This is a genomic window from Rhizobium sp. NZLR11, assembly GCF_019685115.1.
In the GTDB taxonomy this organism is placed as follows: domain Bacteria; phylum Pseudomonadota; class Alphaproteobacteria; order Rhizobiales; family Rhizobiaceae; genus Rhizobium.
The window spans coordinates 105,035-129,546 of the sequence record NZ_JABDWD010000001.1; the positions used below are offsets into that span (position 1 = coordinate 105,035).

Annotated in this window: 20 protein-coding genes; 7 read left to right on the forward strand and 13 right to left on the reverse strand. The window is 59.1% G+C overall.

From position 1 onward, the window contains the following. Positions 1-56: 56 nt before the first annotated feature. From HJB83_RS00520 to HJB83_RS00530, 3 genes are read left to right on the forward strand one after another with little or no spacing between them, the layout of a single operon-like run. On the forward strand, positions 57-1,757 hold the full coding sequence (locus HJB83_RS00520; RefSeq protein WP_246762909.1) for a SulP family inorganic anion transporter: 1,701 nt from the start codon (positions 57-59) through the stop codon (positions 1,755-1,757). Positions 1,758-1,774: 17 nt separating this feature from the next. After that, complete coding sequence (gene ppk2, locus HJB83_RS00525) at positions 1,775-2,617, forward strand: polyphosphate kinase 2 (protein ID WP_207585772.1); 843 nt, start codon at positions 1,775-1,777, stop codon at positions 2,615-2,617. A gap of 32 nt (positions 2,618-2,649) precedes the next feature. Then, positions 2,650-3,759, forward strand: coding sequence for an AI-2E family transporter (locus HJB83_RS00530; protein WP_207585933.1), 1,110 nt, complete (start codon positions 2,650-2,652; stop codon positions 3,757-3,759). A 93-nt stretch (positions 3,760-3,852) separates the two neighbouring features. Here the strand turns inward: HJB83_RS00530 and HJB83_RS00535 are convergent, their stop codons facing one another. The 9 genes from HJB83_RS00535 to HJB83_RS00575 all read right to left on the reverse strand — a co-directional run bounded on the left by HJB83_RS00535 (position 3,853) and on the right by HJB83_RS00575 (position 14,897). Beyond that, complete coding sequence (locus HJB83_RS00535) at positions 3,853-4,089, reverse strand: hypothetical protein (RefSeq protein ID WP_207585773.1); 237 nt, start codon at positions 4,087-4,089, stop codon at positions 3,853-3,855. A 220-nt stretch (positions 4,090-4,309) separates the two neighbouring features. Continuing rightward, entirely contained in the window at positions 4,310-4,645 is a 336-nt protein-coding gene (locus HJB83_RS00540) for a potassium channel family protein (protein WP_207585774.1), read from the reverse strand. Between the two features lie 257 nt (positions 4,646-4,902). Then, positions 4,903-5,997 carry a calcium/proton exchanger gene (gene cax, locus HJB83_RS00545; RefSeq protein ID WP_207585775.1) on the reverse strand — a complete coding sequence of 365 codons (1,095 nt, stop codon included), beginning with the start codon at positions 5,995-5,997 and terminating at the stop codon, positions 4,903-4,905. Positions 5,998-6,019: 22 nt separating this feature from the next. Then, entirely contained in the window at positions 6,020-6,946 is a 927-nt protein-coding gene (locus tag HJB83_RS00550; protein WP_221131124.1) for an amino acid ABC transporter substrate-binding protein, read from the reverse strand. A 16-nt stretch (positions 6,947-6,962) separates the two neighbouring features. Then, positions 6,963-8,318 carry a putrescine-ornithine antiporter gene (potE, locus tag HJB83_RS00555; protein WP_207585777.1) on the reverse strand — a complete coding sequence of 452 codons (1,356 nt, stop codon included), beginning with the start codon at positions 8,316-8,318 and terminating at the stop codon, positions 6,963-6,965. Next, positions 8,315-10,702 (reverse strand): ornithine decarboxylase, encoded by a 2,388-nt coding sequence (speC, locus tag HJB83_RS00560; protein ID WP_207585778.1) that lies wholly within the window; start codon positions 10,700-10,702, stop codon positions 8,315-8,317. The genes potE and speC overlap by 4 nt, the downstream gene beginning before the upstream one ends. Further along, complete coding sequence (locus HJB83_RS00565) at positions 10,699-12,960, reverse strand: arginine/lysine/ornithine decarboxylase (protein ID WP_221131125.1); 2,262 nt, start codon at positions 12,958-12,960, stop codon at positions 10,699-10,701. The genes speC and HJB83_RS00565 overlap by 4 nt, the downstream gene beginning before the upstream one ends. Positions 12,961-13,123: 163 nt before the next feature. Next, positions 13,124-14,050, reverse strand: coding sequence for a cation diffusion facilitator family transporter (locus HJB83_RS00570; protein WP_221116262.1), 927 nt, complete (start codon positions 14,048-14,050; stop codon positions 13,124-13,126). Between the two features lie 487 nt (positions 14,051-14,537). Beyond that, positions 14,538-14,897 (reverse strand): hypothetical protein, encoded by a 360-nt coding sequence (locus HJB83_RS00575; RefSeq protein WP_207585780.1) that lies wholly within the window; start codon positions 14,895-14,897, stop codon positions 14,538-14,540. A 280-nt stretch (positions 14,898-15,177) separates the two neighbouring features. Between HJB83_RS00575 and HJB83_RS00580 the strand changes: the two genes are divergently transcribed. Then, the gene (locus HJB83_RS00580) at positions 15,178-16,533 is read left to right on the forward strand and encodes an amino acid permease (protein ID WP_207585781.1); all 1,356 of its coding nucleotides are present in this window, start codon (positions 15,178-15,180) and stop codon (positions 16,531-16,533) included. A 116-nt stretch (positions 16,534-16,649) separates the two neighbouring features. Here HJB83_RS00580 and arcC read toward each other — a convergent pair whose 3' ends face one another. The 4 genes from arcC to HJB83_RS00600 all read right to left on the reverse strand — a co-directional run bounded on the left by arcC (position 16,650) and on the right by HJB83_RS00600 (position 20,211). After that, complete coding sequence (arcC, locus tag HJB83_RS00585) at positions 16,650-17,585, reverse strand: carbamate kinase (RefSeq protein WP_207585782.1); 936 nt, start codon at positions 17,583-17,585, stop codon at positions 16,650-16,652. Position 17,586: 1 nt separating this feature from the next. Continuing rightward, complete coding sequence (locus HJB83_RS00590) at positions 17,587-18,591, reverse strand: ornithine carbamoyltransferase (RefSeq protein WP_207585783.1); 1,005 nt, start codon at positions 18,589-18,591, stop codon at positions 17,587-17,589. Positions 18,592-18,628: 37 nt separating this feature from the next. Then, entirely contained in the window at positions 18,629-19,858 is a 1,230-nt protein-coding gene (gene arcA, locus HJB83_RS00595) for an arginine deiminase (protein WP_207585784.1), read from the reverse strand. A gap of 146 nt (positions 19,859-20,004) precedes the next feature. After that, complete coding sequence (locus HJB83_RS00600; RefSeq protein WP_207585785.1) at positions 20,005-20,211, reverse strand: hypothetical protein; 207 nt, start codon at positions 20,209-20,211, stop codon at positions 20,005-20,007. Between the two features lie 498 nt (positions 20,212-20,709). Between HJB83_RS00600 and HJB83_RS00605 the strand changes: the two genes are divergently transcribed. The 3 genes from HJB83_RS00605 to HJB83_RS00615 all read left to right on the forward strand — a co-directional run bounded on the left by HJB83_RS00605 (position 20,710) and on the right by HJB83_RS00615 (position 24,453). Then, on the forward strand, positions 20,710-21,957 hold the full coding sequence (locus HJB83_RS00605) for a sensor histidine kinase (protein WP_207585786.1): 1,248 nt from the start codon (positions 20,710-20,712) through the stop codon (positions 21,955-21,957). Next, the gene (locus HJB83_RS00610; RefSeq protein WP_207585787.1) at positions 21,923-22,585 is read left to right on the forward strand and encodes a response regulator transcription factor; all 663 of its coding nucleotides are present in this window, start codon (positions 21,923-21,925) and stop codon (positions 22,583-22,585) included. The genes HJB83_RS00605 and HJB83_RS00610 overlap by 35 nt, the downstream gene beginning before the upstream one ends. A 62-nt stretch (positions 22,586-22,647) precedes the next feature. Further along, positions 22,648-24,453, forward strand: a complete 1,806-nt coding sequence (locus tag HJB83_RS00615) for a hypothetical protein (protein WP_221131126.1) — start codon at positions 22,648-22,650, stop codon at positions 24,451-24,453. The last annotated feature ends 59 nt before the right edge of the window (positions 24,454-24,512 follow it).

Below are 24,512 nucleotides of genomic sequence, written 5' to 3' on the forward strand. Positions count from 1 at the left end.
GCGGGCAAGGGCCAACGGCAAGGGATAAGGAGCCAGTGGTGATAGGAAGTCTTCCCATGTTGCGGGGCCTTGCCGGCTTCAACAGAGCCTGGCTCCGCAGTGACATTCCGGCCGGCCTGTCGATCGCAGCCGTTGGTTTGCCGAGCGCCATCGCCTACCCCGCCATCGCCGGTTTGCCCCCTGAGACGGGCATCTATGCCAGCATCGTCGCGCCGATCGCCTATGCGATCTTTGGACCTTCCCGGCTCTTGGTCGTCGGGCCCGACGCCGCGACCATGACCGTGCTGGCGGCCGCCATGGGTGCGATCATCGCAACTGGACCGGCGGCGACCGATACCGACAGGATCGCCATCGCGTCGGCCCTTGCCCTCGGTGTCGGTGTCTGCTGCATTGCTGCAAGGTTGTTGAGGCTCGGTGTTCTCGCGAGCTTTCTGTCGCGTCCCATTCTGGTGGGGTTCTTCGCCGGCGTGTCGCTGTCGATCCTTGTCGGACAAATCGGCCGCTTCACAGGGCTCAAGATTGAATCGGATGGGTTGATCCCGCCACTCGTCGAGCTCCTCGCCAAGAGCAGTCTGATCCATTGGCCTTCGCTCCTTCTCGGCCTCATCATGTTCGCGTTGTTATGGGTCGTCCGGGCCTTCCATTTCAGAGTTCCGGGCCCTGTTCTGGTGGTCGTCCTCTCGGTTGTTCTCTCTGCGATCTTCGACTTCCAAGGCCGGGGTATCGCGGTTGTCGGTGACATCCCGAGCGGGCTGCCGAGCCTGTCCCTGCCCGCATTGCATCGGATGCCTCTCGATAAGATCGTGCTCGGTTCAGCCGCCATCTTTCTCGTCAGCTTCGGCGCCGGCATCGTCGCGGCAAGAAGCTTCGCTTCGCGAACCGGAGAGGAGGTCGACGCCAATCAGGAATTGATCGGACTTGGTGCTGCCAATATTGCACCCGCCCTCTTCGGCTCGTTTCCGGTCAGCGTTTCGGATTCGCGAACCGCGATAAACCTGTCGACGGGCGGCGTCTCGCAGGCCGCGGGACTGGTATCGGCAGCGACCCTGATTGCCGCTCTTGTTTTCCTTCACAGTGCCTTGCGGATACTTCCCATTCCGGCGCTGGCGGCAATCCTTGCAACGGCGGCGATCAGCCTCATCGATGTTCACGAACTGAAGAAGATCTGGCGTGTCAGCCGGATGGAATTCATCTTTGCGCTGATCGCCATGTGGGGTGCGATCAGCTTTGGGGTCCTCAACGGCGTGGTCGTCGCTGTTGCGGCGACTTTCGCCTATCTGCTGCGTCAGACGATGTTCCCGCGCGACGGTCTTCTCGGCCGCATCGAGGGACGGCATGGCTTCTTTGATCTTCGCCGGTTTCCGGAAGCCCGCTCGGTCGAGGGCGCGGCCGTCTTTGCCATTCAGGGCAGCATTCTGTTTTACAACGCCGACTACCTGCGCATGCGGCTGACATCGGTGGCAAAGGAGCTCGCTGTCGGGACCAGATGCCTCGTGCTGGATGCGAGCGCGATCACGCATATCGACAGCACCGGCGCAACGGCACTGGAGGCCGTGGCCGAGCTCCTTGCGCAGCGGAACATCATCTTCGCGATTGCTGACCTCAGCGAAGAGAGCCGCGGCATTCTCGAACGCGCCGGCGTCATCAAGGCGATCGGAGCCGACAATCTTTTCAACGGCAGGGAAGAAGCCCTGCGAACGCTGATCGGCGATTTCGATCAGACCGGGACGGCAGCTTCGGAAGCCAACGTACCTTAAGCACAGGAGGGAGAGCCATGGACGAGAATTACGAACCGAGCCAGATCGATGTGAAAACCGACAATGGCGGCAAGGACAAAAAGAAAAAGAAGTCGTGGGATTATGAAAAAGAAATCGGCCGCATGCAGGTGGAGCTTGCGCATCTGCAAGCCTGGGTGAAGAAATCCGGTGCGAGGATTGTCATCATCTTCGAAGGACGCGACGCCGCCGGCAAGGGCGGCATGATCAAGCGGATAACGGAAAAGGTCAGTCCGCGCGTTTTCCGCGTCGTGGCGCTGCCCGCTCCGACCGATCGCGAGAAATCACAGATCTATATGCAGCGATACATCGCCCATCTGCCGGCAGCCGGCGAGATCGTGATTTTCGACCGCAGCTGGTATAACCGTGCCGGCGTCGACCGCGTCATGGGTTTCTGCAGCGAAAAGAAGGCAGAGCGCTTTCTTGAATTAGCGCCTCGCTTCGAGGCTTCGATCGTCGAAAGCGGCGTTGTTCTGCTGAAATATTTCCTCACGGTCGGCGAGGAGGAACAGGAGCGTCGTTTCAAGCGTCGGATCGACGACCCGCTGCGGCAATGGAAGCTGAGCCCGATGGATGTCGAATCCTATCAGCGCTGGTGGGATTATACGCGCGCCTATGACGCGATGCTGCGGATGACCGATACAAATCACGCACCGTGGTGGATTGTGCCGTCGGACGACAAGAAACGTGCGCGGATCAACTGCATCTCGCACATCCTGCAATCCATCCCTTATGAACGCGTCAAGTTTAATGCGCCGGATCTCAAAAAACGCCAGAAGCGGCCGGCCGACTTCGTGGACGATCACAGCATCCGACATGTCGTGCCCGACGTCACGCCATAAACAAAACGAGCCTGGAACTGGCGGGCGCGATGATGGACAGATCAGCCGAGACGACGACGCAAAGCAGCGAGGCCGGACAGGTTTCGATAGAGGCGAAAGTTAGCGATCTGGTTCGATTGGGCATCATCGGGCTTTTTACCTACTGGACCATGGTTCTCATCGCGCCCTTCGCACTCATCGTCATCTGGTCGGCCATTCTTGCGGTCGCACTGTTCCCGATGTTCGAAGCGCTCACGCGGCTGATCGGAAACAGACCGAGAATTGCGGCGACGGTCATTGTCGTCGGCTGTCTTGTCCTGATCATCGCACCGCTGGGCCTCGTTGCCGTCAATTTTGCCGATGCCGCGCAGGCGTTGATCGGCAAGTTGTGGACAGGAAACGTCACGCTCCCCTCCGCCCCGGCGGCGGTGCGGGAATGGCCGATCGTCGGCGAGCGAATCCATGACACATGGAACCAGATTGCCGGTGACCTGGCCTCCACCATCGTCAAGTTTCAGGCGCCCATTCGTGAGGTCATGGGCGTTGTTGTTGCAAAGCTCGCCTCGGTTGGCGGCGGCCTGTTGAGCTTTGTCGTATCGATCATGCTTTCCGGCCTGCTTCTGACAAGGGCGGCGCGCTTGGCGACAGCAATTCAGGCGCTGGCGAGCCGGGTCGGCGGGGACAGAGGTGTCGGCTTTGCCCGGCTGGCCGGAACGACCGTGCGAAACGTATCGCGCGGTGTCATCGGCGTTGCCTTTCTGCAGACCTTGCTTTGCGGTTTGTGTTTCGCCGTCTTTGGCATGCCGGCGCGCGGCGCGCTGACTTTTCTGGTCTTCATGCTCTGCGTGATGCAGCTCGGGCCCGGCCTGGTGCTCCTGCCCGCCATCATCTGGGCCTGGTTCTCCTGGTCTCCCGTCACCGCCTTCGTCTTTACCTGCATTGCGGTCCCCATCACGCTCATCGACAACATCTTGAAGCCGATCCTGATGTCTAGGGGCCTCTCGACTCCCATGCCGATCATACTAATCGGCGTGATAGGAGGCACCCTATCATACGGTCTGCTGGGGCTATTTTTGGGACCGATCGTCCTGAGTGTCTTCTATGAACTTCTGAGAGCCTGGGCATGGCCATCAGATGCACCAGACGGATCGAACGCGGCTTGAAATCAGTCGGCCCAAACAGATTCTGACGTCGTGCGACGGCTTAGATGAAATATCTCCGTCTGTTCGATGAACGCTCTCGGGTGTTCTCCGTGTTCAGTCTTTGGTGCAATAGACGACGACCTCTTGCTCTATTTCGCGGCAGACTTGTTCGTACTCGTTGATCAGCGTCTGTTGCCTTGGATGCTGCCTTCGGAAGCGGTCCAGAGCATTGGCGGCAAGATCATAAGCCTCAAAAATCTCGCCCAGCGCCTCACTGGCCTGATCGGCCAAATCAGGACGGAACTCGGGGAGCCTCAGCATCAATTTCCTCCGTCCACACTCTTTGCCCATCGATTAGCTCCGCACTCACGTCCGCAAGGTGCCCGAACTGCATGAACATCAGATCGTTCCCGCGCAGATCCATGCAATTTCAAAATGGAAGGTTCGGCCGGGCCGCTTTGGGATCGACGCGTCGGCCGTCGAAGGGATGTACGGTGAACGCCGAGATACAAGCACGAAAAAACCGTCCCTTTATTTGGCCCAACAGATAGCAGCCGCAGCCGCATCGGTATCAGGGCTCATCTGGTTGGTATCTCCCATTCCGGCTGTCTTGATCGGTTGCGCTCAAGGCCTTCACGGTGACAGCCGCAACGACGCCGGTCAGTACGATTCCGGCAAAACCGATCACCAGGGCAAACATCCGAGCCGACAGATGTTTGGGCGTAAAATCACCATATCCGATGGTAAGGCCGGTCACAAAGGTGAAGTAGAGGGCTTCGTCGATCCTCCAATTCTCGATGCGCCATATTGCCAGGCCAGAAACGATCATTACCGACACGATGCCGGACAGGATTGGCCAAATGATACGAAGCTGCTGGGCGAGCGCAATGAAGAACAGACGTCTCATTTGCCTGGCGCCGGGCTCATCGCCTTTTCCTACTGGCACGATTTCCACCTTTCTGCAGTTCAGCCGCGTGTGAGCGGTTTCCGGAGGACATGATGCTATAACTATTAACGTAGAACAGGATTCAGGCCGACCTGACCTACAACCATCCTGTTCTAGAGCGTCGTTTGCGCGTCGGGAAAGATGCACGGCGCTGTCGAGCATCGCGGAACCCTTATCGCACCGCATCGGGCTCGGGCATCATTCCACTGCAGCCGACGTCACTGCATTTGCGGGGGCAGGACATACAGCGTTATGGCGAAGATCGAATAGACCATCAGCACCAACACGCCGACAAACCATGCCGACCGTCCGCTATTCGTCACGAACATCGCCGTGATGGTCGCAAGGAGGACCATCACCACGACTCCCGGCCAGAACTGCAGGTTCATCGGCGACGGACCGATCACGTAACTCAGCAAAACCAGGACGGGTGCAACGAACAACGCAATCTGGGAAGCGCTTCCGAGCGCGATGCCGACGCTGAGATCGAGCCGGTTCTTACGAGCGCCTGAGAACGCCGAAGCCATTTCGGCGGCCCCGCCAACCAGTGCGACGACGATGAAACCGACGAAGGCTGGCGTCATTCCGAACGCTTCAGCTGCCTTTTGCACCGATTCGACGAAGATCTCGCTCACCAGCGCGACGAGGACGGTGACGCCAGCAAGCGTGGCAAGGGCGAGGCCGATCGGCCACGGCATCTCGTCGCTCTCCGCATGCTCTGCTGCGGCGAAAATCTCGCGGTGTGTCCTGAGGCTGAACAACAGCCCCAGTCCGTACCCGACAATGAGAAGAACCGACAGGCCTAGACTGAGTTTTTGGGTGACGGCCGACGCCGAGGTGGAGTCCATTTCAGCAACCGCCGAGGGCATCAGAAGCCCAACGGTGGCGAGAAAGAGAAGGCCGGCTTGAAGACGCGCACTGGCTCGGTTGAACTCCTGGAAGTGGTATTTAAGCCCGCCCAGGAGAAAAGAGGCGCCCAGCATGAACAGCGTGTTGGTGACGATCGCGCCCGCAATCGACGATTTTACCAACGTATACTCGCCGGCGCGCAGGGCAGCCAGCGCAATGACCAGCTCGGTGAGATTTCCGAGCGTCGCGTTAAGCAGCCCGCCTGCGGCGTCACCCGTCTTGGCGGCTACGGATTCGGTTGCGTGACTGAGCAACCCGGCCAACGGTACGATGGCAAGCACCGACAGGACAAAGAGCGCCGTGTGGGCCTCAGGCATCACCGCCGCAGCAATAAACACCACCGGCACTGCGACCAGCAACCACAGCATGGGGCTGTCGCGGATCTCTTTCAAAAGGAGGCTCAACCGTTCGCTCCCTTGGGTGGTGTTATTCCGGCAAAGCCGTCTGTTGGAAGAAGGTGACTGTCGCCTCATCCGGCGGACCGAACCATGTTGCAAACAATGTGCGGAAATCCTTCGCCGCATAGGCTTGGCTCAATGCTCGATCGACCGTTAGCCGGAAGTCCTCGTCTGTTCGCGCCAGTTCAAGACCGAGCGGCTCATAGGTAAAATGTCGTTTTAAAACAATCAGATCGCCAGAATTATCACTGCGCGCCGCGGCGTCCATCAGAAGCGGCATGTCTCCGAAAAAGACAGCTGATTGGCTGTCCAGGACGCGCTCGATCCCTTTCTGGAAGTTGTCGACGGATGTCGCCGTCGCGGCGAGCTGGAAGGTCTTGATCCTGTCCGACAGCCAACGCTCGCTTGTCGTGCCCGCTACGGACGAGAAGGTCTTATGCTCGAGTATCGTGCGCGCGGGCGAGCCTCGCCATACAGGCCGGTTCGTCGGTTCGCCATACTCTAGCACCTCCCGCAAAGCCAACGGGGCGCTGGCGCTGACCACGGCCCCGGTGCCGCTCGGAAAGATTGGGATTGAGAATGAGACCTTTTGCCTGCGGCTGAGGGTGACCGGCTCTGCGCCACAGACGAGGTCCACCACGCCATCCGTAACAGCATTCGCCCGCGCGTCGGCGCTCAGAGCTACCCACTCCACATCGAGCCGCGACAGTTTCAGTTCGGCTTTCACACTGTCAGCAACCTTGTTGCAAAGGGCAACCGCATAGCCGTCGGGTGCTCCATTGTCCGTCTTGAACGAAAACGGCCTCGCATCGGGCTCGTAGCCCAATTTCAACGAACTGCTTGCACGGACACGGTCCAGCGTCTGAGCGACAGCGGGCGCTAAACCCACCGACGACAGCGCCACTATGAAGATGGAGGCGCCCGTTGCGATCCATCGACCTTTGCTGATAGGCATGGTTTTTCCTCTCCCGCTACTCGGACGGCACACGGCTCACGCCGACGGCGAAGCGCGGTGCGATCAGGCCGTAGATAATGAAGCTGATCCCTGTCACCAGCATTCCCCCCATCACCGCATCCTTGCCGGAAGCATAGATTGCGAAGACGCTGTAAAGCATGCCGATCATGCAGATGACGGCGTTCAGCCGGTATTTCGCAGGCGGCACCCGCGCCGCCTTCATGATGACGAACAGTGCCGACAGTGAGATGATATAGGGCAGCACATTCGTCACGACCGCGAGGTTGACCAATGCGGAGAACTGCTCGCTGAGCGTCGGAGAAATGGTCATCAGGGCAAGGCATGTCTGCACGATGCCAAGGATGATCATCCCCTTCACCGGCGCGCCCATCTCGTTGACGTGCGAGAATATGGCGGGGAACATTCTCCCCTCGGCGGCGGTGCGCGCGGTCTGCGCTATCGTGAATTGCCAGCCCAAAAGCGAACCAAGACAGGCAAGGACTGCAAGCGCCATGATGATCGAGCCGATCATCGGGTTGAACATCTTGGCATAGGCCAGCGCGAACGGACCGGTTGAGGCTGCGAGTTCCGGGTTCGGCACGATGCCCTGGATGACTGTGGTCGACAGGATATAGATGACGGCTGCGCCAAGCGTGCCGAACATGCAGGCAAGGGGCACATCACGCTTCGGGTTTTCGACGGCATCCGAATTCTGCGCTGCCGATTCCATGCCGAGGAAAGCCCAGAGCGTCAGCGAGATGCTCGAGCCCATTCCCTGGCCGAGGCTCAATCCCTTCGGGTTCCAGGCCTCGGCAAAGGTGCTCGAACTGAACCAGAGCCATCCGATGATCGAAAGCAGCCCGACCGGGATGATCACGCCCCAAACGGTGATTGCGCCGATACGCCCGGTGATGCGCGGTCCGCCGAAATTTGCCGCCGTCGTCAGCCAGAGCAGAACGATCAATGCCAGACAGGTCATGATCGGCGTCGAGGTCAATACGGGAAAGAAGCCCGCGAGATAACCGACCGCAGAGATGCCAATCGCGACATTGCCGATGGCAAGCGACAGAAAATACAGAAAGAATACCAGGAAAAAGCCATCCTTCCCGTAGGCGTCCTCGGCGTAGGCCGACATTCCCCCCGGGCGCTGGTTGAAGATACCGGCCTGGGCGAACCCCCAGGCGATAGCCATTGAGCCGATGGCAGTCACGAGCCAGGAAAGCAGCGAGATGGCGCCGACCTGCGCCATGTTTGCAGGCAGCATGATGATGCCGGATCCCATCATGTTGACGGCGACGATGAAGGTGAGCTGAACCAGGTTCATCTTCTTAGCGGCCGTCTCGGTCGCAAGATGCATTGTGTTCTCGGTCATGATGAGATCCTCTCGCCCCCCTGCTCGCGCACGACGTAGGTGTAGAACTTGATCCGGCCATCGATCCGTTCCTGGAACACGCCCTGGACTTCGTAGTTGAAGCCGGGGAAGCGGTTGAAGGATTCTTCGAAAGCCAGGAAATAGTCACGCATTGGGCGCGCCCTGTCGTCCCAGCGTTCGCCGGGGACGATCACGCCGATACCTGGCGGATAGATCAGCGCCAGGGTTGCGGAGATGCGATTGGCAGCCTCCGTCAGCGGCACGTAATCGACGTTGTTGGCCACCAGCGCTTCGTAGGCCTGCTTCGGAGCAATTGCCGGTTCGGGGAAACTTTCCGAGCGGAAGCAGAGGCGTTGCAGCTCCTTGACACCGGCCTCACGATAGAAGCTGTGCATTTCGCGGCAAATCTGCCGGACCGTGTAGCCGGCATAGCGCTGGCGATTGGCGGCAAACACCGTGGGCAGCACTTCCTGCAGCGGCGCATCACGATCCCACAGGTTCTTGAACTTGACCAGCTTGGCGACAAGGGTGTTCAGCTTGCTCTCATCCTCGGCCGGCGTCAGCAGGAAGAGAAGACTGTTCAGGTCGCATTTTTCAGGCACGATCCGCTGCTCGCGCAGATAGTTGGCGACAACCGTCGCCGGAATGCCGAACTCGCGATACTCGCCGGTCTTCCGATCGATGCCGGGCGTCAGCAGCGTAAGCTTGTTGGGATCAACCATGGTATAGCCGGGCGCATATCCGGCATAACCGTGCCACTTTGCCTGCGGATCGAAACGCCAGCATTGCTGCTCGCGCTTGAGCACGTCTGTTGGGACATCCTCCCACCGTACATCTTCGAGATCGTTTGTGTGTTTTGAACCGGAAACACTGACCTTGTCCGGCACGAAGGGATCGAAGAACCACTGTTCCTCAGTGCCGGCGGCGTTGGACTCGTAGTGCTGAACGAAGCCGCGCAGCTTCTTGCGCACCTCGATCCCCAGCTCGATGCAGCGGTCCCACAGCATCTCGCCGGCTTTGCCTTCATGAACCTTGGCGTTGACATCCAGCGAGGCGAAGAGCGGATAGAATGGAGAGGTCGAAACGTGCATCAGCAGCGACTCGTTGAACCGCTTGTGCTCGACGAACCGCCGCTGGCCGCTGATATGTTCGTCCCGCTTGTGGATTTGCGAGGCCTGTGAGAAGCCCGCCCCCTGTTTGTGCACGGATTGGGTGGAAAACAGACCCGGCATGTCCGCATGAAGATCCTCGAGCCGCATCGGGCTGTGTCCCTCGAAGAGCGGATGAAAGGCATTGTAGCCGATCCAGGCTTCGTCCCAGAGCACGTAGTCGCAGAGGTGGCCGATCTTCTTCATCACCTCCCGCACGTTGTAGATCGTGCCATCATAGGTCGCGAGCTGGATGCAGGCCAGCCGGAAGGGCCTTTCAGCGTTCGCCCGGCCTTTGTCGCTGACGAGAGGATGCTCCTCGATCTTTTGCCGGAGCCATTTCTCGTCCCAGGCGGCCCAGTCGACCGCCCCGATCATGCCGAAAGCATTGCGGGCCGTCGGCAGATAGATCGGGATCGCACCCGCCTGCACCAGAGCGCCCTGGTGGAGGGACTTGTGATTGTTGCGGTCAAAGAGCACGAGATCGCCGCTGCGCAGCACCGCATTGGCGACGACCTTGTTAGAGGTGCTGGTTCCATTCAAGATGAAATATGTGCGGTCGGCGCCGAAGATGCGCGCCGCCTGCTTCTGGGCTTCCACGGCAGGCCCCTCGTGGATCAAAAGGTCGCCAAGATCGACGTCCGCATTGCAGAGATCGTTGCGGAAAATGCTTTCGCCCAGATATTTGAAGAACAGTTGCCCGGCAGGTGACTTGCGATAGAACTGGCCGCCTTGATGACCCGGGCAGTCGAAAGCGATATTTGCCTCACCATCATAAGCCATCATGCCGCCAAAAAACGGGGGCAACAGCGTCTTGCCGTAGTTGACCGCGCTGGAAATGATCTGCTTGGCATAGAAGGCAGGCGTCTGCTGTCCGAGATAGACGAAGCCTTCCACCTCGCCAGCCATTTCGACCACATCCATATCCGCAACGGTCAGCGTATCCGCCATGGCCCAGATCGGCGTAGCGAAGCCGATATCCCTGACGGAGCGGAGGAAGCTGCGCGCGGCCGGCAGCCAGCCGCCCTCGACCGAGCCGATATAGGCGCCGACGGCTGCATCTTCGGACACGTCGGCAGAGTAGCCGTCGCGCAGTTCCACTTCGAAACCCTCGGCGGCAATCTGCGCCAGCAGCTCCACAGCCTGCGGATTATCGCGATCGACGACGGCCACGATCTTCAGCATTTTGTGAAACGGTATGGCGACCGTCGGAGACTTCACATCTCGCGGGATCATTCTTGCGCCCCTTCTGCAATGCAATCGATCAGGTAGCGGCGTCCGCCATCGCCTGGAGCGAAGCGAAGACCATGGATATCCGTCTCGAAACCTGGGAACTTGCTGTCGAAATCCCGGGCATACAGCAGATAATCTTGAATGGACTTCGTGGATGGGGTGATCCGCTCGCCGGGCATGATCAGCGGAATTCCCGGCGGATAGGGAACGATCATCACGGCGAGGATGCGGTCCATGAGATCGTCGATCTCGATGCTCTCGATCTTCCCCTTGACCAGCCGGTCATAGGCATCGGCAGGACGTAGCGCCATTTCCGGCAGGACCGTGTACATGTCGCGCTGGGCCTTCGGCACGTCGTCCTTGCGATAGGTCGCATGGATGTTTTCGCAGAGATCTCGCAACCCCATGCCCGCATAGGCCTCCGGATGGGCTGCGGCGAGTGCCGGCAGCACGCGCGTCAGCGGCGCATTGGCGTCGTAGAGGTCCTTGAAATTGATGAGCTCGGTGACAAGCGTACTCCATTTGCCGCGCGTAATCCCCATCGAGAAGAGAATGAGGAAGGAATAGAGCCCGGTCTTCTCGATCTCGATGCGACGGGAGGAGAGGAATTTCGTGATGACCGCGGCGGGAATGCCGTGTTCTTGCATCATGCCGTTTGCGGACAAGCCCGGCGAAAGGATGGTGACTTTAATCGGGTCGACCATGACATGATTTTCGGCAAGGTCCGCGAACCCGTGCCAGGCCTCACCCGGCTTGAGGACCCAGTCGGCATGAGTGTCGCTAGGCGTCTCGTCGGCAATCGTCGGCTCCCACACATCGAACCACCAGCTTGCTTCCGTCTGTTTTCTGACAGCGTTCATCGCCCGACGGAAGCTGATCGCTTCGTCGATCATTTCCTGAACGAGCGCACGCCCTGCCGGCTGCTCCATCATCGCAGCCGCGACGTCGCAGGAGGCAATGATGCCGTATTGCGGCGAGGTCGAGGTGTGCATCATGAAGGCTTCGTTGAAGCGCGTAATGTCCAGACGCTTGGTGGCCGCATGCTGGATGTGGATCATGGATGCCTGCGAGAATGCAGCCAGAAGCTTGTGCGTCGAATGCGTGGCAAAGGTGATCGCGGTTTTGGATCGCGCCGGCTTCGTCGACGAGATTCCGTGAAAACCATCGTAGAATTCATGGAAGTTGGCATAGGCATACCAAGCCTCGTCGAAGTGCAGCACCTCGACGGCGTCGCCCAATACCTCTTTGATGGCGTCGACATTGTAGCAGAGCCCGTCATAGGTCGAGTTGGTGATCACCATCAGCCGGACCTTGCCGCTGGTCTGCCCGGCAAAGGGGCTTGCGGCAATCTTTTGGGCGATTGATTCCGGCTTAAACTGGTCCTTCGAGATCGGGCCGATGATACCGAGCCCATTGCGCGACGGCGTCATATAGATTGGCGTCGCGCCCGTCATGATCAGAGAATGCAGAATAGACTTGTGGCAGTTGCGATCGCACAGCACGAGATCGCCACGTCCCACCATGCCGTGCCAGATGATCTTGTTGGCTGTCGAGGTACCGCCGACGACAAACATGGTCTCGTCCGTGCCGAAAATACGCGCCGCATTGCGCTCACCCTCGGCGATCGGTCCGACATGATCGAGAAGCGATCCGACACTGCCGACCGATACGGAGATATCGGAACGAAGCGTGTTTTCGCCGAAGAAGGTGTAAAAGAGCTGGCCAACCGGGCTCTTGCGGAAAGCGACGCCACCCCCGTGGCCAGGTGTGTGCCAGGAATAAGCGCCCTCGAGTGTATAAGCCATCAACGCCTTGAACATCGGCGGCGGCAGCCGGTCGAGGTAGTTCCGCGCAGCCTGCGCTATGGCGCGCGCCATGAATTCCGCTGAATCTTCGAACAGCCGGAAGAAGGCATTGGTGTGGCGCAGCACGGTAGCCGGGACGTCTTCCGCAGTCGTGCTGTCGCCGAAGAGGAAGATCGGCAGGCGGTCGTTCCTCTGCCGCTTTGCGGTCAGAACCTCTTCCAGCACCCGCCAGCGCGTAGTCTTGTCCTCGGAGCCGTCGACGGAAATCAACCAGCAGGATTCGGTGTTGAAGATCTGAACGAGCCGGCGCGCATCCTCATAAGACACGCCGGAGACGATCCGGAAGCCTTCTTTTTCGATCGCGGCCGCCAGATCACGCATGCCGCGTCCGGCTGCGTTCTTGCCATCAAAATCCTCGTCGATAACGGCTATCGGAAATGCCATCTGGAATTCCATGCATTCCTCCAGAAACCGGGGGTCAAAGACTGTGGCCGCCATGCAGCGGCGTGCATCTCAGTTTGGAGGATCGTACATGACGCGTGGAGCAGCGTCGTTGATTGCAATCAACGTGAAGCGAAGCATTTCGATATCAGCAGGGAGCGACAATGCCTGACAACGGCTACTCTGCCCATTCCGCGTCGGCGGTGAAGGCGATCGTCAGCCAACGGTTGGCGCTCTCGTCCCCGATCGCCTTCCCTATGTCGTCTCTCAGCGCGTCCCATTCCTCCACGGTCTTCGGAGGAAGCCCTTCGGGCACGATGAAGTAGAGTTCGATCTGCGTTGCTCGGCCGACCCGGGCCACATAGGCGCGGTGAGAAAGGAAGCCGAGGCGGCCAACCATTTCGGCGGCGACCCGGTCGACATGCTGCTGGAGTTCGACCGGGGCAATCAGCAGAATTTCGCTCAGCGCCTTCCAGACGGTGCCGATCGGAAGCGGGATCATGACCAGGCAGACCAACGTCAGGACAAGCGGATCCATATAGCTGGCAAGCCAAGCGGCTTGCGTCTCCTGCACGGCAATGCCGACGAGGAACGCGAGAAGCAAGGCAAACGCAATGCCGCCCGACATGATCCAGGCCTTGATGTCGAGCGAGACGAAATCGGAGTTGATCCGGCGGTTCAGCCGGATGCCGAGGACGGCCATGATCACGCAGACAAGCAGGGTCGCCGCGGAATAGGCGACCGCCATGCCGAAGCGCAGTTCATGGCCGCCGCTCAAGATGCTGATGATGGCGCTGATCAGCGCATAGACCCCGACCGTCATCAGCAGGCAGCCATTGAGCATGAGGACTATCGGCTCCAGATGCCAGAAGCCCATGGTAAAACGGTTTCGAATCCTGCCGGACCGGGCGTCGCTCTTAGTCGATCTTATGATCAGGCTCGAAACCCAGAGCGCAAGCCCGGTCATGGCTGCATCGGCGAGTGAATAGACGCCATCGAAAGCGATCGAGAACGAGCCCGAAAGGATGCCGAAAACGACACCGAGTACGGCAACCACGATGGTCGCAGCGATCGAGATCCGCAAAAATCCCTGTTCGTTCGACATCGCCACCTCCCGCGCGGTCACCGGTCCGCCCATTCTAACGTCTCCGCGCTAATCTTGAAGGCATTCAGCATGGAAGATTCGGAACGATCGGCGACTTTGCATCGACCGAATTGCAGCGCCTAAAGCGCGTCGCATCAAACTTGATTCATGCGACGCGCTTTAGTCCTCTGTTTTTATGCATGTCGTTATCCCGGAACCGCTGCACCCTTCCGGGCGACATGCTTTAGTTTGGATGGAAATCTCGCTTGTGATGGCTATTTGCGAAAGCCAGGGCAGCGGTTAGACAGCCTCATCGCCCAATGGCAGAAGCCTGGCAGTCTCGGCCTACTCCGCTACCGTGGTGGGAGCACGGTGGGCCAGGCTTGCGTCTTCCGCTCGGTCGAGGTGAGCCGCTATACAAACTCGCGATCATCGTCTGGGAGATCATGGGAGGCGGTGCGACCCGCCTCGACCTGACATTCGTGGGGCACGTCAGCGCCGATAATCGTCATTTAGTATAAAAAGTCATGTTGCCGTTGCGTGCCCGTGACACCCACTCGATATCGTTCGGCCCGAGCTTTTTGGTCTTGAGCTGCGCCACGAGCCATTTGTTCGACCGAATTGCGGCTCTGATAGCTGAAACGTGTTCTTCACTCCCTGGTTGTGGGTGTGAACCGGTCTCCGAAAAACCTGCGACCCTGTAGCTCACGATCGTGAATCTTTTGCCGTGATAAGCCCGCACCGCGTCAGGCAAACTCTCACTCCAGTTCATTCTTCGAAATTCGCGTCGATCCTGCTGGGCTTGTATCGGAAGGGTACCGGCGAAAGCAGTCAACGCGGCAACTCCAATGATCACGGCCATCTTCATCTCTTTAACTCCTGAGAACAAAATGTTCCTCGGCGCGAAAGATAGCCCATGCGCAGGAGCCGGGCATTGAGTTCGATCAATGGTGTCCAGGCGAGAGCATGATGAATGGAAAGAGGCCATTCCCGCATGGCCACGCACACTGTTCTAGCGGCAAAGTGGACGGTTGCAGACTACGCATTGAACCGGATTGCGGCGCCTATTGTTTGGGTGGAAGATCATGCCGAGGAACCGCTGTCCGAAAGCGCATCGGCACGGAAAGGAAGATTCTCGGGAGGTCTTCATGACAACGTCGCCAAACGGCAAGAGCCTGGGGCTTGCCGCCTGCACCGCCATCGTGGTCGGAAATATGGTCGGGTCCGGGTTTTATCTTTCCCCGGCTGCCGTCGCGCCCTATGGCAATCTGGCGATCATCGTGTGGATCCTTATGGGTGCCGGTGCGATCTGCCTCGGTCTCACCTTCGCGCGTCTTGCAAGCCTTGTGCCCGCCGTCGGAGGACCCTACGCCTATACGAGAATCGCCTACGGCGATTTCGCAGGCTTTTTGATCGCCTGGGGTTACTGGATCTCCATCTGGACATCGCTGCCCGTCATCGCCATTGCCTTTACCGGAGTGATGGTCGATCTCTTCCCTGCCCTTGGCAATCGCTTCGCCGCGACCGTGCTGACCCTCGGTGTGATCTGGGCGATCGTGCTCGTCAATCTTCGCGGCGTTCATGCAGCCGGCCTCTTCGCGCAGGTTACCACCTATGCCAAGCTGCTCCCGTTCGGTGCGGTCGCCATTATCGGTCTTCTCTATATCGATCCGTCGCATTTCTCCGAATTCAATCCGAGCGGCCAGCCGCTGCTGCAATCGGTCGCGACGCTGGCGCCACTGACGATGTTTGCCTATCTCGGGCTGGAATCGGCGACCGTTCCTGCCGGTGATGTCGAGAACGCCGAGCGCACCATTCCCCGGTCGACGGTGATCGGGATCTCGATCGCCGCCACTCTTTACGTGCTTGGCACCATCGTGGTGATGGGCCTCGTCCCGCGCGAGCAGCTTGTTCATTCGGTAGCACCCTTCTCCCAGGCCGCCGGGATCATGTGGGGGCGCACCGGCGAACTGGCGATCTCTATCGCGGTCCTGATCTCCTCGATCGGAGCGCTCAACGGCTGGACCCTGCTGATGGGCCAGGTTCCGATGGCGGCTGCCCGCGACGGGCTGTTTCCGCCGCTTTTCGCGCGGCTCTCGCCGCGCGGCGTGCCGGCATGGGGCATGGTCATTTCAGCCTCGTTTGCAACGCTTCTGGTGCTGGTTCAAGCGATCGGCTCCGAAGGCTTTGCCGCCGTCTATCGGCTGATGGTCGGGCTGAGCACGATGACCGCCGTCGTTCCCTACGCCTTCTGTTCGCTGGCCAGAACCCTTGTGGCAGGCGTGACGCACGGGCACATGCCAAAGGTCAGCACGATCGAGCTCATCGCCTTTCTCTTTGCGATCTTCACTCTCTATGGCTCCGGCGCCGAGCCGGTGCTTTATGGCCTGGTCCTGCTGATGCTCGGCATCCCCGTCTATGTCTGGCAAAGGCGAAATGCAGCTGGTGCGAGAGACAAAGAGACGGCTCCGAGTGCAGCAACGCACCCGGCGCTCTCGCGATAAGTTGTCATGAAAGATCAATGCATGTCGCCCGGAAGTGTGCAGCGGTTTCGGGATAATGACCATGCATAAGAACAAAAAGCTAAAGCGCGTATCAATCAGATTTGATGCGACGCGCTTCAGTGCCAGCTCAGGCAATCAAAGCCGCTATTGATGATCGTCCCGCGCTCGCCGCGCACCATTCCGGCAATATCGGCAAGCGAGCCAATTGCCGCCGTCCCGCCCGCTGTGCGCGCAAAATGGCAGGCGGCTTCGACCTTGGGACCCATCGATCCAGCCGGGAAGGAGAATTGCTTGAAATCATCGGGGCGGGCGCAATGGATCGCCTTCTCTGACGGTTTGCCCCAGTCGGTGCAGACGGCCTGAGCATCGGTCGCCATGATCAGAAGATCGGCGGAGAGCTCGCGCGCCAGAAGCTCCGAGCATAGATCCTTGTCGATCACCGCCTCGACACCGATCAGCTTCCGGTCACTCCCTTTTTCGTACATCGTCGGGATGCCGCCGCCGCCGGCGCAGATAACGATCGTGCGCTGTTCCAGCAGCCAGCGGACTGGACGAATTTCGAAGATGCGCATGGGCGCCGGCGAGGCAACGACACGCCGCCACTTTTCCCCATCCTGCTTGAAGACCCAGGCCTTTTCGGCGTGCAGCCGGTCCGCTTCCGCCTTCTCATAAACAGGACCGACGAATTTGGTCGGGTTCTGGAAGCCCGGATCGGCGGCATCGACTTCTACCATGGTCAGCAGCGTTGCCAGAGGCTGCTCGAACGGCAGCAGGTTGCCGAGTTCCTGCTCCAGCATGTAACCGATCATGCCCTCGGTTTCAGCGCCGAGAACATCGAGCGGATAGGCTTCCTCCGGTTTATAGGCCGCGCCCTGAAGCGCAAGTAGCCCCACCTGCGGGCCATTTCCGTGCGTTATGACGATCTCATGCTCGCCCGCCAACGGCGCAATCGCATGAGCCGCGGTCCGCGCATTCCGTCTCTGGGCATCGGCAGTCATGGGTTCCCCACGCCGGAGAAGCGCATTGCCGCCTAGCGCTATAACGATCCGCATCCTAATCTCCCAAGGTAGCGACAAGCAGGGCCTTGATCGTGTGCAGGCGATTTTCCGCCTGCTCGAAGGCGACATTGGCCTCGGACTCGAAGACGTCGTCGGTGACCTCAAGGCCGTTGCTCATGCCGTAATCTTCCGCGATCTGCTTGCCCAATACCGTCTCGGTGTCGTGGAAAGCCGGCAGGCAATGCATGAATTTGGTCTGACGATTTCCGGTTGCCTTCATCAAGGCTTCGTTGACCTGATAGGGCGTTAGCAGCTTGATGCGTTCGCGCCACACATCCTTCGGCTCACCCATCGAGACCCAGACGTCGGTGTGAACGAAGTCGACCCCCCGGACCGCCTCATTGGGATCATCAGTGACCAGCAGGCGCGCACCGGACTTCTGCTGCAGGTCCTTGGCGATCGTCATGTACTCGTCGGAGGGCCAGAGCGACTTGGGGCCGCAAATGCGCACATCCATGCCCAGTAGGCAGCCGATGATAAGAAGCGAGTGCCCCATGTTCGAACGCGTGTCGCCCACATAGGCATATTTGATGTCGGCGATCGGCTTGTCGCTGTGCTCGCGCATCGTCATCACGTCGGCGATCATCTGCGTCGGATGATATTCGTCCGTCAGGCCGTTATAGACCGGCACGCCGGCGTAGCGCGCAAGCGTCTCCACGCCGTGCTGGGCGGATCCGCGATATTCGATCGCGTCATACATGCGGCCAAGGACACGCGCCGTGTCCTTGAAGGATTCCTTGTGGCCGATCTGCGAGCCGGATGGATCGAGATAGGTCACGTTGGCGCCCTGGTCCGAGCAGGCGACCTCGAAGGCGCATCTTGTCCGCGTCGAGGTCTTCTCGAAGATTAGGCAGATCTCCTTGCCCTTGAGGTGCTGCTGTTCGGTGCGGGCATATTTGGCACGCTTGAGATCGCGGGCGAGATCGAGGAGGTAGCGGAATTCGCGTGGCGTATAGTCCTGCACGGTCAAAAGCGAGCGATTGCGCAGATTGAAGCTCATTGTCTTGCTCCGTCGGTGTGTTTCATGGGTGAAAACGTCAGTATGCAGGCTCGCGCCAGATGGGGCATGTCATGCAATGCCCTCCACCACGACCACGGCCGAGTTCGGAGCCACGGATGGTAATGACCTCGATCCCTGCCTTACGCAGAAGTGTGTTCGTGTAGGTATTGCGGTCGTAGGCGACGACGACGCCGGGCTCGAGTGCGACGACATTGTTGCCGTCGTCCCATTGTTCGCGCTCCGCCTGGTAGGAATTGCCGCCGGTTTCCACGATGCGCAGTTTCGGCAACTCGAGCGCCTCGCTGACAACATCGAGCATCGACTGACTTTCGGGGTGAATCTCGAATGTTCCGTCGTCATCCCTGGGGTACATGCTGTAGCAGCGGATCTGGTCGACGACCTCGGCAAACAGCGTGACGACATCGCGATCGCAAAAGCTGAAAACGGTGTCGAGGTGCATTGCCGCGCGGCTCTTCGGCATCAGACAGCCGATCACCCTCTTGGCCGCCTTGCTCCTGAACAGGGCCTGCGCCACCTGGCCAACGGCCTGGTAAGTCGTGCGCTCACCCATGCCGATCAGGACCGTGCCGTTGCCGATCGGCATGACATCGCCGCCCTCCATCGAGGCATTGGCGAACTGATTGTCTGAATCGCCCCACCAGATCCGGAAATCGCCGCCCAGAAAGATCGGATGAAACTTATAGATCGCCCGCTGGATCAGTGTCTCTGCGCGTCTCGCCGGCCAGAACATCGGGTTGCAGGTCACGCCGCCGTAAATCCAGCAGGAGGGGTCGCGCTGAAACAGCGTGTTCGGGATCGGCGGAATGACGAAATCCGTTTCCGGCAAGGCACTGAGCATCAGCGACTTGGCCTTGACTTCCGGCAGATCGGAGATCGCGATGCCGCCGATCATGAACGCGGCGAGCTGTGTGGCCGGCATCTCGTCAAGCCATGGCCGCATCGCCTCGGCAATCTGCGAGCCGAGTACATTCGGAGTGATGCGTCGGTCCAATATGAAGTCACGTGCCTGCTTGTTGGTCAGCGCCTGGCCAAGCAAGTCGTGGAGTTCGAGAACTTCTACGCCTCTTTCCTGCATCTTCAGCACGAAATCGAAGTGATCTTTCTGAGCCTCATGCACCCATAGGACATCGTCAAAAAGCAGGTCATGGCAGTTGGCAGGCGTCAGGCGCTGATGCGCCAGAGACGGTTTGCAAACCATGACAGTTCTGAGCTTTCCAACCTCCGAGTGAACGCCGAAACCACGCATGTGGCCCTCCCTGCAGCTTTTTGGATCGCGGCGCCGCCGCTGGTTATTGGCCATCACACTATTTGGGCCGGCTCGGTCATGTCATTGATCGCAGACAATCGGTAACGCAGTATGTGGTGGGTGAAGCCAAGGGAATGCGGTCGCATTCACTGGAGGCCCGAAACGACACATCGATAGATTTGCCATACCCGCCAATGGGTGGGGTGAACGTCGAGCACTTCACCCGTCATGGCATTGATCCAGCCACCGGGGAGACGCTGGCAAGGAAAAACCAGCGCATGAACGCCGTCATCGTCGATGACAGCGAGCTCTATATCAAGTTCGAACGGAGCTTCGACAGGCAACCGCCACATCGCCGCGCCCTCCCCCAACGATTCATCGGGTTGACCGGATGCGAGGTGTCATTCAGGCACGCTATTCCACCGGCATGCCTTGCCTCGATCAGCTGCCTATGGCCATCGAATGAACCCGCTATGCGCTGGCATTGCGATAAGACAGCAATCACGCGCCTTGTGTGCGGAGATAGATCCGACCGGCTTTTGGCATCGCTCATTCGAGTAAAAGATCAGGTTGCCATCAGGACAAACGTTCTGATCATTCAACTCCCTCACATGGCCACGTAGCCTTTGCTTCTCACAATAATAGAACAATGAAGCGGACGCATTGAGCCGAATCAATAGGGTCATGGCGAGCGCTAACGACAGGATCGCGTCAAAAGCCCCAAGGAAGAACAATAGAGGCTACGCGATCCTACACCGGTTCCTCATCCAAAGATGGTAGTATTACGCCATCGGTCGAGAAGAACGACGGTCCCAAGGGCCAATGCGTCTCAAAGGGCGGAGGAGACCATCATGTCCATCAAGATGGAGGCACCGCATGTCGTTGCCGAAACCAGTGCCGCCGCCGCGATTGTGGTGGGTCAAGCATGGTCCTTGACGCCGCAACTGCCACACCCCGAGCCGGTGGGCGCTTTGACCGAAGAAGAAGACGGGCTGCGGATGGATTGGATCCGGCAACTCCACGAAGACATGCCGGATGCGGTGTTTTTCATCAGCCATCTCCACGAAATTTCAGCTTGCAACAGGGCTGCGGTCGCATTGTTCGGCTACGAAGAGCGCGAGTTGATTGGCCGCAAGATCGATTTTGTCTGGCGTGCGACACCGAATGTTCAACTCAAGGGACGATGGGGAGACCGCGGCGCAGTGCGTGCCGGCTTGGCGATCACCAAGAGCGGAGCCCAATTCCCGACTGCCTTGACCATCGTCAGAAAGCACGGCGAAAAAGGCTTCTTCACCGCGGCGATTTTCGAGGACTATCAAACCGAGAGCGAGACTTTGCTGCAAGTTCAGGAGCTTCAGCACGAGGTTGCCCGCCTTGCAAGAGTGATTGAATTGGGAGAGATGGCATCCACCCTTGCGCATGAACTTTCCCAGCCACTGTCGTCCATCGCAGCTTATTCCCAAGGCTGCGGCCGCCTCGCCACGGATGGCCCCCGGCGCGACGAAGAACTCCGTGAAGCACTGTTGGAAATCACACAGAATGCGCTCTGGGCAGGTAGTCTTGTCCAGAACATAAGAGAATTCGCCGTGCGCGGCACCTCCGAGCGGAAACCGCAAGAGATGCACGAACTGATCCATCGGGCGATAAGACTCGCGCTTATGGGGTCGCGGCGAAAAGACCTTCATACGAACTTCCAACTCAAGGCAGCGCGGGACGTCGTTCTCGCAGACAGCGTTCAGGTGGTGCAAGTGCTCACAAACCTCCTCCGCAACGCTTTGGAGGCGACGGAGTGTGCCGAGCAGCCCTCTATCGGGATCCGGACGACAGTAGAGAACTTCTCGTCTCTCGTCGTTGAAGTGTCCGACAACGGCTGTGGGATTGCAGCCGAGATGGAAGAGACGTTGTTTCGCCCCTTCGTGAGCGGCAAGCCACATGGCCTCGGTATGGGCCTGGCATTGTGCAAGCGCATTGTTGAAGCGCATGGGGGCCGCATAAGCGCACACAAAGGAAGAGAGAGCGGTTCGATCTTCTCGTTCTCAATTCCGCTGGTGGAGACCAAGACAGATGGCGAACGACCTTACGATCCATCTCGTCGATGACGAGGAGTCGTTGAGACGATCGTTGACATTTTTGCTGGTGTCGGCAGGTTTTGCCGTGCGGGCGCACAGCTGCGCAAACGCGTTTCTGGAGCTTCTGCCCCTTTCGGGTAGAAGCTGCCTGATCACGGACCTGCGCATGCCCGATGTCGACGGCATCGAATTGCTTCAGCGCCTGCATCGGCTGAGTGCGGACGTTCCGGCAATCGTCATTACCGGCCAGGGCGATGTCGGTGCAGCCGTTAACGCGATGAAGGCGGGGGCATCGGATTTCCTGGAAAAACCTCTCAGGGAGGAAGCGCTGATCGCGGCCATCAACCTGGCAATGGGTCAAAGGCGGCAAAGTCACACAATCGTCGATTCCGAGAGCGTCGCGGCGCGTGTTCGTCAGCTCACAGATCGCGAACATCAGGTTCTGACCGGCGTGCTCGACGGCTTGCAGAACAAGATGATCGCCTATCATCTGGGTATCAGCTCGCGTACGGTGGAAGTCCATCGCGCCAACGTGATGGCCAAGATGGGCGCCCGCAATCTGGCGGAACTCATGCGCATGGCCATGACCGTTGACGCGGTTGCGCAGTCGACTGAAACCGGACCGACCTCACCGGTCTGGCCAGCCTACGCTCGATAGGCCAAAACTAACCTTTGCAACTGCAATCTACTCAGCTATGGTGCTTTAGAAGACGCTTATAAATGCGTGATCAAGTCGTGGGGGCGATCATGAGAAACGCAGCAAAGGTCAATCTATTCAGCACGCTTACACCGACCGCTGAGGAAATCTGCAAGCAAGTTCAGCGAATTCTCGGAAGCGAAGAATTTCACGCGCCGAAACGTGGGCGAAATTTCCTGGAGTTTGTTGTCAACGAAACGCTCGCTGGACGAGCAAGCTTCCTGAAGGCATTTACTATTGCAAATGTGGTTTTTGGTCGGGAAGCCTCATTTGACCCGCAGAATGACCCGGTCGTACGCATAGAGGCTGGCCGGATACGAAAAGCCCTGGAACGCTATTATCTCGTCGCAGGCCACGCGGACGCGGTCGTCATAACGGTGCCTAAGGGCGGATACGTGCCGCATTTCGAATATACCCGGGACGCGTCGGTACCGGCGCCACCTCGGAGCGACCCGGAAAACGCGCCTGCCGCAGACCTGGCGGATCAACGACATCCGCTTCAGGAGGGGCAGCCTCCGGCGCTGCCGACCGCTCGCGGCGTCGCAACCGGACTTCTGGCCGTATTCGTGCTTCTTTTCCTCGCGCTTGCCTCGGGACTTTTGGTTGCGCGACATGCCCAGACCAGTTCTCCGCCGTCAGCTGCCTCCATGCCGACGGTCGCTGTCGAGTTTTTTGCAACGAGCAGCTCCGTTGACTCCAGTTTGGATATCGCCCGCGGCCTGAGGGACGACATTATTGGCCAGCTCGCCCAACGCGATGACATCGTCGTCGTCGCCGATCCGTCAAGAAATGATCATACCGCTGTTGCTGACTACGCGCTTCAAGGCAACATCCAGATGGACGGACGCAAGCTGCGCTCGGTTGCAAGGCTGGTGCGCCAAGCAGACGGGGCGGTCATTTGGGCCAGTAATTTCGATGCCGATCTTCGCGCTCAAAACAAGCTCGGCATTCAAACAAGTGTCGCCCGGCAAATCGTCGGCGCCATAGCGCAGCCCCATGGCGCCATCTTTCAGGCCGACACAAGTGTGCTCGCCACGCCAATGGAGAAGGGCAACCGGGATGCCTATGTCTGTACCTTGGCCTATCAGAGTTATGTCCAGACGATGACCGCTCAAAGTCATAGCGCTGCACGCGAATGCTTGTGGCAGGCAACCCGGCGAACGCCTGATAGCGCTACATCCTGGGCGCTCTTGTCCATGGTCTACCTTGACGAAATCAGATTTCGCTACAAGCTCGGGACATCGCCCTCTGTCGAATCTCTCGAACTTGCAACCGTTTCGGCCGAACGGGCCGCTTCGCTCGCGCCGCACGATCCCCAGGTGCTGCGGGCAAGTATGCTGGTGAACTTCTTCAGGGGGGATATCGACAAGGCACTGGCGGCCGGGACTGCAGCCTATGCTGCAAATCCGAACGATGTGGAGGTTGCGGGCGAATACGGCCTGCGACTGGCGATGTCCGGAAAATGGCAATCAGGCTGCGAGTTGATATCAGTCGCAATCGACAAAAATGTCGGCCCCCAAGGCTATTACCAAGGCGGCATGGCGCTCTGCGCATTTATGCGGGGCGATATGGAATCCGCGGAACGGTGGTCTCGAAAATCCGATCTCGACTGCAGCCCGATGCGTCACCTCGTATTGCTATCCATTCTTGGAGCCGCTGGGAAGATGGATGAAGCCAAGCTGGAACAGGATTGGCTCCATGTCAATGCGCCCGCATTGATGACGAACATCCGCCAGGAGATTTCCCTACGCCTTAAGCGCCCGGAAGATCAGGAGCGGTTTTTTGACGGGCTGCGCGCCGCTGGCGTGGCCGTCAACCTCCCATCGTAAAAATAGCGCGTCGCCCCAAAATCCGATCACCCGAGAAGACGACGGTAAAGACTCAAAAT

Excerpts from the sequence above, each read along its gene's own strand:
- HJB83_RS00520 (WP_246762909.1), top strand. The coding sequence starts at position 57 with ATGTTGCGGGGCCTTGCCGGCTTCAACAGAGCCTGGCTCCGCAGTGAC.
- ppk2 (WP_207585772.1), top strand. The coding sequence starts at position 1,775 with ATGGACGAGAATTACGAACCGAGCCAGATCGATGTGAAAACCGACAAT.
- HJB83_RS00530 (WP_207585933.1), top strand. The coding sequence starts at position 2,650 with ATGGACAGATCAGCCGAGACGACGACGCAAAGCAGCGAGGCCGGACAG.
- HJB83_RS00535 (WP_207585773.1), bottom strand. The coding sequence starts at position 4,089 with ATGGGCAAAGAGTGTGGACGGAGGAAATTGATGCTGAGGCTCCCCGAG.
- HJB83_RS00540 (WP_207585774.1), bottom strand. The coding sequence starts at position 4,645 with ATGAGACGTCTGTTCTTCATTGCGCTCGCCCAGCAGCTTCGTATCATT.
- HJB83_RS00550 (WP_221131124.1), bottom strand. The coding sequence starts at position 6,946 with ATGCCTATCAGCAAAGGTCGATGGATCGCAACGGGCGCCTCCATCTTC.
- potE (WP_207585777.1), bottom strand. The coding sequence starts at position 8,318 with ATGACCGAGAACACAATGCATCTTGCGACCGAGACGGCCGCTAAGAAG.
- speC (WP_207585778.1), bottom strand. The coding sequence starts at position 10,702 with ATGATCCCGCGAGATGTGAAGTCTCCGACGGTCGCCATACCGTTTCAC.
- HJB83_RS00565 (WP_221131125.1), bottom strand. The coding sequence starts at position 12,960 with ATGGAATTCCAGATGGCATTTCCGATAGCCGTTATCGACGAGGATTTT.
- HJB83_RS00570 (WP_221116262.1), bottom strand. The coding sequence starts at position 14,050 with ATGTCGAACGAACAGGGATTTTTGCGGATCTCGATCGCTGCGACCATC.
- HJB83_RS00575 (WP_207585780.1), bottom strand. The coding sequence starts at position 14,897 with ATGAAGATGGCCGTGATCATTGGAGTTGCCGCGTTGACTGCTTTCGCC.
- HJB83_RS00580 (WP_207585781.1), top strand. The coding sequence starts at position 15,178 with ATGACAACGTCGCCAAACGGCAAGAGCCTGGGGCTTGCCGCCTGCACC.
- arcC (WP_207585782.1), bottom strand. The coding sequence starts at position 17,585 with ATGCGGATCGTTATAGCGCTAGGCGGCAATGCGCTTCTCCGGCGTGGG.
- HJB83_RS00590 (WP_207585783.1), bottom strand. The coding sequence starts at position 18,591 with ATGAGCTTCAATCTGCGCAATCGCTCGCTTTTGACCGTGCAGGACTAT.
- arcA (WP_207585784.1), bottom strand. The coding sequence starts at position 19,858 with ATGCGTGGTTTCGGCGTTCACTCGGAGGTTGGAAAGCTCAGAACTGTC.
- HJB83_RS00600 (WP_207585785.1), bottom strand. The coding sequence starts at position 20,211 with ATGTGGCGGTTGCCTGTCGAAGCTCCGTTCGAACTTGATATAGAGCTC.
- HJB83_RS00605 (WP_207585786.1), top strand. The coding sequence starts at position 20,710 with ATGTCCATCAAGATGGAGGCACCGCATGTCGTTGCCGAAACCAGTGCC.
- HJB83_RS00610 (WP_207585787.1), top strand. The coding sequence starts at position 21,923 with ATGGCGAACGACCTTACGATCCATCTCGTCGATGACGAGGAGTCGTTG.
- HJB83_RS00615 (WP_221131126.1), top strand. The coding sequence starts at position 22,648 with ATGCGTGATCAAGTCGTGGGGGCGATCATGAGAAACGCAGCAAAGGTC.